The 10187-nt window shown below is 55.3% G+C and carries 4 protein-coding genes and 1 pseudogene; 1 reads left to right on the top strand and 4 read right to left on the bottom strand.

The window, feature by feature from the left end:
• A pseudogene (locus tag AC1DVH_RS20745) lies at positions 1-178 on the top strand (IS5/IS1182 family transposase); the annotation flags it as partial.
• A 135-nt stretch (positions 179-313) separates the two neighbouring features.
• On the opposite strand, the gene AC1DVH_RS20740 reads toward AC1DVH_RS20745, so the two are convergent.
• From AC1DVH_RS20740 to AC1DVH_RS20725, 4 genes are all read right to left on the bottom strand, one after another.
• Positions 314-1531 carry a hypothetical protein gene (locus tag AC1DVH_RS20740; protein ID WP_477755371.1) on the bottom strand — a complete coding sequence of 406 codons (1218 nt, stop codon included), beginning with the start codon at positions 1529-1531 and terminating at the stop codon, positions 314-316.
• Positions 1532-1913: 382 nt separating this feature from the next.
• On the bottom strand, positions 1914-4109 hold the full coding sequence (locus AC1DVH_RS20735) for an autotransporter outer membrane beta-barrel domain-containing protein (RefSeq protein WP_477755370.1): 2196 nt from the start codon (positions 4107-4109) through the stop codon (positions 1914-1916).
• Between the two features lie 305 nt (positions 4110-4414).
• Positions 4415-6388 (bottom strand): hypothetical protein, encoded by a 1974-nt coding sequence (locus AC1DVH_RS20730; RefSeq protein WP_477755369.1) that lies wholly within the window; start codon positions 6386-6388, stop codon positions 4415-4417.
• 270 nt (positions 6389-6658) lie between these two features.
• A partial coding sequence (locus AC1DVH_RS20725; protein ID WP_477755368.1) for a beta strand repeat-containing protein occupies positions 6659-10187 on the bottom strand: 3529 nt, incomplete at its 5' end.

The following is a 10187-nucleotide window of genomic DNA, read 5'->3' as shown; positions in this document are numbered from 1 at the left end:
GTCCATCGTTGAGCATTCCTTCGGCAACCTCAAACAATGGCTGCTTGGAAACGGCCGCTTCCTGTTGCGACAGTTAGAGGGGGCAACCGCGGAAATGGCCCTGGCAGTGAACGCCTACAACCTCAAAAGAGCGATCAATGTGTTGGGTGTACGCCGAATGATGGCGTTGATGGGCTGAAAAGCCTTTTTTTGGCTGTTACCTGCACAAAAGCAAACGCCCCGAACAAGTCGGGGCGTTTGCTTAGGCCGCCTTCAGCGTGTTTTCACACAGTCTGTATAAGCGTTTTTTTTGCTCTGTCTGCTGCGAGTTTTTTTAGCTTTTGGAAGGGGCTCGGGCAACGACGGTCCATTTATTGGACTCAGCCTTTTCATCTTCCGTCAGGGCACTAATTTCATAGGCGCTCCCGACTGTCAGATTACTTTGGAATGAGGCCCATCTACCCTCAGCGTTGGTGAGCTCTGATTGTGGTTGGATATCACCATTGAGCTTGATCTTGACCACACTGTTCGGCGTATGGAAGCCCCTGGCAACAAACCAGTTCGCGTTTAAGTCGCCGCCATCAGCAATTGCGTTCCCGTCGGCATCATGAATACGAGTTTGTGTTGGTGCGGTGGTGGCTGCTTCCACGGTAATCGTGTAGGGCCCGGCGTCGCCGCCACCTGTGTATTTTGCGGTGACGGTGAAGTCGTAGGTGTCATCAGTCAGCAGGCCAGTAGGATGTCTGTAGTGACCGGTTACAGAATCCACAGTCGCTTCACCCAGCGTTTCACCCTTTTTGAATACTTCAACCTTCGCACCCTTTTCACCTTCGCCTTCCACAAACAGATCGTTCTCGGTTGTCGTGGAATTATCTGGAATCACGGTGCCGGCAGCGTTGGTGATTTTGTCGAGGGTTACCGGCTCGATACCTTCCTCAATCACCGTGAACCTGAAAGGGGGCGTCGACACGTTTCCATTGGGGGCCTTGACCGTGATGATGTAAGGGCCTGGTGCCAGATCTTCCAGTTTGAAAGTGCATACTCCGCAAGCATTGGTTAGCTCCGTTTTGAGTGGAATATCGCCATTAAACGCTTCGGCATCCTGGTTCGGGATCGAACTGCCGTTGATGGTGACTTCTGTAGCGCTGATGGTGTCATTGTCGGCAATCGGCCTCCCGTCGCTGAGTACTTCGTTGATGATCGGCGTCGCGGTAGCCGCCGTAAATTTTTTGGGCAGTGACGACGGGTAGGGACTCCATTGGCCTACGGCGCGAACGTTGTAGCAATCGAAGTGCTTCAAATCGAGCAGCGGGCTTTCGAATTCGCCGAAATCATTGGTGTTCGCTTCGCCCAATTCCTCATTACCGTTCATGATTCTGACTTTGTTTTTCGGTTCAGCGTTGATGCCGCTAACTTTGATGGCTGTTTCGTAGGTGGTTCTGTTAACGACGCTAACGCCATGACGATCGAGGACTTTGCTGACTGTTAAAAGATTTTCGTCAACCTGTTCGTTCAACGTCTGCAATGAATTGTTAGAGGGAAAATCGGTCATGTTCATAACTCCGGTTGGTCAAGGGGACGCAGTGATTTAAGGCCTCGAACGGTTGATTGACTACTGTCAGAAATAACAGGGTGGGCTGGATTTCCGATGAGTGGAGCTCTCTGCTTGGGAAGTGCTTTACAAAACACCACAATGTTTCCGCGTTTTATTTCGATTGGTTCTGGATGACTGATATTTCTGACAGGTCTCTTTCATGTGGGTTGTCCGTATCGTCAGGCGGTCGGTACTTCGGTCGCGCGCTTGACCTTGGATGTAAGCCATGACWACAAAAATGCCCCGWATCTTTCGATACGGGGCATTTTCTTAAACCGCGATGCAGATTGCCAAGTTTTCACACAGCCTGTTATAGCGGTTTTTTTTCGCTTCTCACATTTTAAAATTGGTAGTTCACTCCAAATGTGACGGCCACGGGCTGTTCGATATTTTTGCCCTTGGCATAATCGACACCGACATCAAAACGCAAATTCTCAGACCACGAAGCTGTCAACCCGACACCGGCTTCAAAACCGGTGCCCGCAAGGTTGGTATTGATCGAGTTTCCATTGACCCGCACGTTGTTGTCGTTCGATGCAAACTCATGGACTACCGCTGCCCGCCCGTATGGACGCAGCTGAGTATTACCCTGGTCGATGCTTCGACCGGCCATGACGCCCAGCTTTGTGCGCAACGAGTGCGTGCGGTCACCTTCGGCTTCCATGTCGTTGTCCAGGTGATAGTTCTTGCCCTGGATGACTGCCGCGGATACCTGGGCAGAAGGTTTGGCGAACCAGCCATCCCCGAGGTCAAAATTTCGGCCGCCTTCTACGATCGCACTCACCGCCGAGTTGCTGTAATCGCCTTCGGCACGCTTGCCATCGCTCATCCTGACTTTGGACTCATTGCGGAAATGGTTGAACTTCAGGGCGCCATCAACATAGTAGCCAGTGTCGCGATTCAGCCAGCCAAAATAGGGGCCGAAGTAGTAACTGTTGACCTCGGCCGAGGTGCCGCCATTGAGATCCAGATCGGACTTGCTGTAACCCGCCAGCATACCGACCGTCCAGGGACTGTCACCCAGCCGGGTGTCGGCGCCCATGGTGAAACCCTGCTGCTGTTGACGATAACCCACACCCGACGAACCGTCGTCAACGTTCCACTTGTTGCCATACGACCGTACCCACAGACCATGGCGCTTATCGTCCRCCTGCAACTCGCTCATGCGGTTTTCCAGCGACTTCAACTCGCCATACGACACGGTAAGGGCGGTCTGAAACAGGGCCACCAGCGATTGCGCACCGGACGTGAGCCGGGTGGTAGGGTTCAGGTAATACTCAGTGTCGCCCGTTGCGTTGGTCCTTTCGGCCAAATCGTACTCAAATGTCCCCACATCGACCCGGCCTCCCAGCAAAGCAAAAGCTGCCTGGTTATTGGCGATCTGCACCAGCGTCAACTGTTGAGGAGACGTCGCGTCCTTGCCCGAAGCATTGACATCCAATTCGTAGCTGCCGGTCGCCGTATCGGCTTTCAGCAAGTCGCTTTCACCGGTCTGGAAATTGCCCTGCATGGCAATGATGCCGTTGCCGGCAAGCGTACCGACTTCGAGCTGACGATTCGCACGCTGCGCGCCAGGCGCACCGAAATTGACGAGACCGTCGTTCATCGACAAATTGTCGATGCTGTCATTGTCGACCATGGTCAGGCTCGACTGGTTGAGCGTCAGGTTGCTGTTGTTCAAGCGCCCGGTGAACGATGAGCCATTGTTCATGGTGACATTGGCGGTAGAGCCATCCTCGCGCAGGATGTCCCCCACCATCGAGGCCCCGTTGAACGAGAGGTCGACGCTGCTGTTCTGCAGGGCCTGCACGTTGCCTTCCAGCGCACTGCCGACGACATTCATCGCCGCTGTGGAGCCGCCTTGCACCTTCAGCAGAATGCCATCAGCCGCCCGCAGAACACTGTTGTTCTGCACCTGGATGGTCGCGCCCTGAACGCCGCCTTCCACCAGGATCGCCGGCCCGCTGCGACCTTCTACGGTGGAGTTGTCCAGCAACAATGTATTGGTGCCCTGGCCATTGGGGTCATTGGTCATTCGTACGCCTGCGCTGTCGCCACTGATCAGTGTGCCCGCCAGTGCGCGTACATCACCGCCACGACTGTCCAGGCCGACGCTGCCGGCATTGGTGCCCCGCAGTTCGCTGTTGGTCAACGTCAATGTACTCAGTCCCGTGACCAGTGCGCCGGTCGCACCGCCCAGGAACCGACTATCGCTAGCCTCGACCGTCGACCCCTGCGTAGATGACGGTGGTCGAGCGACCCATAAAGCACGGGTGTCCGCCGTCACGGTGGCCCGATTAATGGTGGCCTGGCTATCAGACACCTGAATCCCATAGAAGCCGGGAATGCCATTGACGGTCGCACCATCGATGTTCAAGGTCGACCCGGTCTGTATGGTCAAGCTTTGGGTCGTTACTGCCCCCGCATTGAGTACGCCGCCATTTCTCACCAGATAGTCGCTGGTCGGGTCCGCCGGATCGATCGTCACGTTCTCGCCGGCGCCAACTTCGATCGCCGCCATTGCGGAAGTGCTCACCCAAAAAAAAGCCRGCAACAGTGCCAGCACTTTGAATGTCGTAACGGTCGCAGTTTTATTTGAGACTGAGTTATCGAAGCTCATGAGTCTGTCCTTTTGTCTTCTTGTCTCCTACAAAGAAGCGGAGAACGTTGAGGGCTGCGGACGATACAGAGACTTCCTACAAAAAAATGTAGGATTAATCTCTGAAAGCGTGAGAAAAACCGAAGCGGAAAATTAAAAAAAACAACTCTGTATATCCGATGCCTCGACACCGGATATACAGTTGGACTCAGCTAAAAGACTTTTTCCTACTGGCGCTCGATCTATACAGGATCAATCGGTTTCACCACATCGCATGTATCCGTGCCGTTATACGCGCTAACCCGAACAACATCGCCATCTTTCTCGGCAAACTCCCCTTTGATAGTGACCTGATAGCTCACCCGACCATAACCATTGAGTGTCGCCAACATATGAGCATAGGGCATATACCTTTCATAACCGGCAGCTGCTTCAGTTGGATTAGGAGCATATGGGGTATCCGTCCACTCAGAACCGGGAATAGGAGTCCCAGGAGTGTTTGTAGTATATCCTTCGTACTTTACTGTAACTTCGTTGCCAGCCAGCCGTGTATCCGCAGGAATATTAACAACCAACACAATCGAGCCATCGGGTAGTTTTCTCAACGAGCTGCAGTTCAAACCGATCGCCGGATTGGCATGCATGTATTTGAATCCGGCCGCGGTCAAGACGATCGGCCGAGTACTGACATCCGCAAAATCCGTTTTAGAAATCGCCTCGTTATAATTCAGGTCATGCGTTACAACGACTTGAAGTTGCGTGGTTTTATTATCCGGTATCGTTGCAAGAAAGGTCCAATCCATTTCAAATTCAATGGGCTTTGTTTTATCTTCAGTGCCATCGGGCTCATAGATTCCGCCCGGCGGCGGCACTTCAACGCCACCTATGTAAAATTGAGCAGAGTCTCCTACTTTGAAATTAGCGTGATAAGGTAAAAACCCTTTAACAGCCCCGCCATTCTGTTTATCTGCTGCCGTCAGTATATTTTTATCGGAGACCGGCCCCTTAATCCATGGAAGAAGCATAGTCTCGTCCGGTGGATTCGGCTTATCGGGGTCAAACGGTGCACATGGTTTTCGGGTATCCAATAAATAATCGGTGACGAGAGGTGTAGCCGGATAAAAAAAGATGCCTCGTTTAATTCTGTAGCCCAGTTTCAGATCATTTCTGTAATGCCCATTTTTAACAAGAGCGTGGTTATCAAGTTTATGCAAGAATGGGAAGGCGGGTATAGCCATCTCCGATTGTTCTACTCCATCAATGGTGTATACAATTTTATCCAATGAACTATTAAAATTTGGAATCAGTTTTTCAAGACCAGCATCCAATCCATCAATCAATTCCTGAACCCCAATCGCATCAAGGGTCGGATCTGATATTTKGGGAACGTGCAAGGGGTCCGCCACAACCGGCTTAAGATTTTTGAACACATACAATACTGTTTCTGCAGAGGGTGAGGACGGAACGCCCGGATAACTCGTCGCCTCACAGAAAACAATATATCTCCCATCGAAATTAACGACGTGAGCAGCCGTCAAATCGAACTCTAGCGTTTGATTCAAGTAAGCCGCAGTTATTGTTATAGAACTCACTTCCTGCTTAGTATTTTTATCACGACCGATATAGCACGTAATCTTGTCCCCAAGTCGTTGATTCGACCAAGGCTCATACTTCAATTTAACAACCTTGCCTCCAGCAAAGTCATCCGGATCCAAACCATAATCTATTGCGGTTTGCGGTGGCTCTACTGACTTATCGAGTAAGGGCGCGGCGGTATCGACAAAGTATTCGAATTCCTCAACGTTCGCAGGGTTACCCTGAAACTCGAAGGCCAAACTGATTTTACGCAAACCGGGGGCATCTTTAGTCGGCAAATTGAGGGTCATGGGACGAGGTGGAAGAGGATCAAGAGGTGTACTCTCTTCAAATTTTGATGTTAAATCCGGGGTACCATCAACCGTCAGCATCGAGCTAATAAAATTCGATGGAGTGCTGCTATCTTGCCCATCAAATACCGGGTGCATAAACACCAGCGATTTATTAAAAGAACTATAAGGAAGGTACTTCGGACCGCCGGCTACCAAAGGATCTAAAAAAGGGTTGGCGGTACCAGGTGTGGGGGCAGCCATATCAATAACGCGTAGGCTTTGTCGATAGGCCAGGTACTGCTCTCTTTTTTTTCTGGCGTTAACAGGAAAGCTTTCTTTTTTGGACATTTTAATACTCCTTTGATGTTGAGCTTTATTGCCCTGACGTTCAGTTATCGCAATGCCAGACGAAGAGCGCGGACACTGATTACTCGCCTTACATTGATGAGTGCTTCACTCATCTCGATGTCTTGATTTAAAGGCAGTCACGCAAGACTGGCTACTGTCAGAAATTACAGGTTTTGCTACCGCTGGTCGGACACTTCCCTAAACGACGCACAACAAAAACCCGCCATCCCTTACATAGGGATGGCGGGTTTTGTTGTTTAAGGTTTCAGGTCACACGGTATCCACCTTCAACGAATGATCGTTGAGCATGCCGTTGATAATGGTCGCCGTGTCATGCCCGCCCGCGATCACTCCACCCGCCCCCGGCGTTACACCGTAGTGGCTGGCGAGGTTGACGCCAGCCAGATCGATGGTCTGGTTCGGCGCGGCGCCGGCCATGGCGCTGACGTCGATACTGGTCACCGTCGACGGCCCACTGCCGGTGACGGTGAAGTGCAGATAGTCATCCAGCGAAGCCGTGGTGCCGTTCTCCCCTTGCAGCAGCTGCGACAGGTCGAGCTTGTCGGTGCCGGGGGTGAAATCGGTGATCACGTCATGGCCGCTGTTGCCCTTTAGCCACTGGAAGGTGTCGACCCCGGTTCCGCCGGTCAGGGTGTTGTTGCCCAGGCCACCGATCAGCCAGTCATCGCCGCCCACACCATTGAGGATGTCGTTGCCCAAGCCGCCGTTGATCACGTTGCCGTTGTTGTCACCGGTCAGGGTGTCGTTGAAGTTCGACCCGGTGAGGTTTTCGATACCGGTCAGGGTGTCCGTGCCCGCGCCGAGGGTGTTTTGCGCACCGAGCAAGCTGAGGTCGACCGTCACCCCGGCGGTGGCGTGGGCGTAGCTGGCCGTGTCGATGCCCGTACCGCCATCGAGGATGTCATTGCCCGAACCGCTGAAGAGCAAATCATTGCCCGCGCCGCCGTGCAGCTCGTTGTTGCCGGAGCCGGCAGTGAGCACATCGTTGCCGCCGCCAGCATTGATGAGGTTGTTGCCCGTGCCCGCCACCAGTACGTCATCCCCGCTGGTGCCGGTAAGGGTGTGGCCGTCCTGATAGCTGATGGTCAGGTTGGCCGAGTCGCTGCCGCCATGGTTGTCGTTGGCGGTGTAGGTGCCGTGGTAGTCCGGGGTGACGTCGTGTGCCCCGGCGTAATTCACGGTCATGGTCAACTGATAGTCTTCCGCCGCATTCGTATTGCCGTTACCTGGGTTGGCAATGTTGGTCATGTGGATCTGGTAAGTGCCATCCGCACTTGCGGTGATGGTGGCGCCATCGGCGATGCTGACGAACGCCCCACCGTTGAGCGAATACTCCATCGTGACGTGCCCGGGGTCCAGGTTGTGATCGAGGTTGAGCGTCTCACCTTGTTTCAGCTTGACCGTGATGAGGTCTTCATTGTTGCCATCGGAGCTGTTCGYTTTGTCGAGATAGCCACTGATCACCAGCAGCGCCGTCATGGTCGCCGTGTTGGCCGCAAAGGCATTGCGCACGTCTGCCAGACTCTGGTTGGCAGGGTTGTTGTTGGTGCCGGTGAAGTTGATCGCGCCGGTGCCGGTGAAGTCCGCGCCCTTCACTATCCAGCCGGTGTTGAAGGAGGTCGGTGTCGCCGAGAGTTGATCGCCGTTGGGATCGGTGTCGTTGGCCAGCAATAGTTCGCCCGGCACCACGACGGTGCCCGAGAGCACGTTGGTGATGACGTTATCATCGGCGGCCACTGGCGGTGCGTTCGGTATGACCTTGACCGTCAGGGTGGCGCTGGCCAGGTCGCCGTCGTTGTCGCTGGCGGTGAATGCGATGTTTTCGGTGATCAACACCGATGTGGTTTTCTGCGAAATGTAGGCGTATTCACCGGTGTCGAGATTGATCTGCAAGGTACCGCTGTTGTTGGTGGCAATGCTCAACGTGTTGTCCACGGTGTTGAACGTGCCGTGGTTGAGCCCGCCGCTGAAGCTCAGCGAGCCCTGATTGCTGTTGCCGCTCGGATCATAGGTGTACGTGGTGCCGTCCACCGTGACGGTTTTGATGAAGCCGCCATCGGCGCCGAATGTGCCGCCCTCGCCCAGCAGCGAACCGGTGACCGGTGCGCCGATCACCGTGCCAGACAGCACCGAGTTGAGCTGGTTGAGGTCGGTCACCACCACCGCATTGGTGTCGGTGTGGCTGCTGCCGTCATAGGCCAGTGGATTGAGGTTGGCGTTGCTCACGCCGCTGCCCAGACCGATCGCGTAGTTCTTGATGTCGTTGGCATCGAGGAAGGCTTTCAACGCGGTCTCGTCGGCGGTGCCGATTTCCTGGCCAGTGGTGGGCTTGCCGTCGGAGAAGAAGTAGCCGACGTTTTGCGCCCCGGTGAGTTTGCCCGAGGTATTGAACGCGGTCTGCATGGTCGCCACGGCCGCGTCGTAGTTGGTATTGCCGTTCGCGTTGAGGCCGGCCAGCAGTGTCTTGGCGGTCGCGACATCGACCCACACCGAGGTCATGTCGGTGGCGCTGCTGCTGAAGGTGACGAGTTGCACTTTCACATCACCAAGATCGTCGTATTTATCCAGCAAGGCACTGATGGCCTGCTTGGCCAGATCCAGCCGCGACAGGCCCGACACGCCGGAAGGGTCGGCCATGCTGCCGGAGACGTCGAGCACGATCAGCAGGTTGGAATCGATCTCCACCGCCGCCACCGAGCGATCCGTTGCCACCGCCTTGGGCACGTCATCGACAATGTTGACCACGAGGGTGCTGGTGCTGCTGTTGCCCAATGCATCGGTGGCTTTGTAGGTGAAGCTTTCACTCAGGCTGTTCGGCCCGTCGTTGGCATTCGGCGAGGTTTTCGGCGCCGAGGTGAGGGTGTAGGTGTAGCTGCCGTCGGGGTTGAGCAGGATCTGCCCGTAGGTGCCGGTGGCGCTGCCGACCAGGATGTAGGTGAGCGCGCCGCTGCCACCCGAGACCGAACCGACCAGGGTCCCGGACGCGGTTTCGCCAGTGTTGCCCGGGTCGCTGCCGGTGACCGTAGCGGCGGCCAGGTCCTGCCCGTCCTGGCTCAGGTCGAGGGCTTTTTCGTAGACCGTCACGTCGCTATCGGGGTTAGCCTTGATGATGCTGTTGGCCACGTCGATGGTGMTGGTGGTGGTGCTTTCATCGCCATCGGAGTCGCGCACGGTATAGGTGAACGTATCGGTCGCCCCCGCATCGCCGACCAAACCCGGGTTGCTGTGATACACCGCGTTGCCGTTGGCATCGAGGGTCAGGTAGCCATAGGTGCCGTTGATCTGGTTACCCAACCCGCCAATGGCCGACGTCGAGGTATTGCTACCGGCGCGTACGCCGACCACCGTCGCTGGACCATCGGCGCCGCTGATGTCGTTGCCCAGCACACTGATGTTGACGGTGCCGCCCTCCACTACCGACGACGAGTCAGGTTTGGCGCTCGGCAAGTCATCGATGATGTTGACGTTGATCTGCCCGGTCGCACTGTCGCCATCGGTGTCGGTGGCCACGACGCTGAAGTTCTCGGTGAGGCTGTTGGTGCCGTTGGCCGTTGGATGGGCTTCGTTATCGTTCAGCGTGTAGCTGTAGCTGATCACCCCGGTGGCGGCGTTGAACCCGGTGATGGTCAGGGTGCTGCCCAGTGGCGTGACGGCGGTTTGCGGGAAGCCGGCGGCCACACCACCGCTGACCACGGCGATGCCGCCAACGGTCAGGCTCGTGACGCCGTCCAGCGCGGTCACGGTGAAGGTGCCGTACTGGGTCAGCGCCGGTGCGTCC

It is taken from the genome of Pseudomonas sp. P4_C3 (assembly GCF_056402075.1).
Note: the sequence above shows the minus strand (reverse complement) of the source record. Positions and strands in the feature narration are given on the sequence as shown.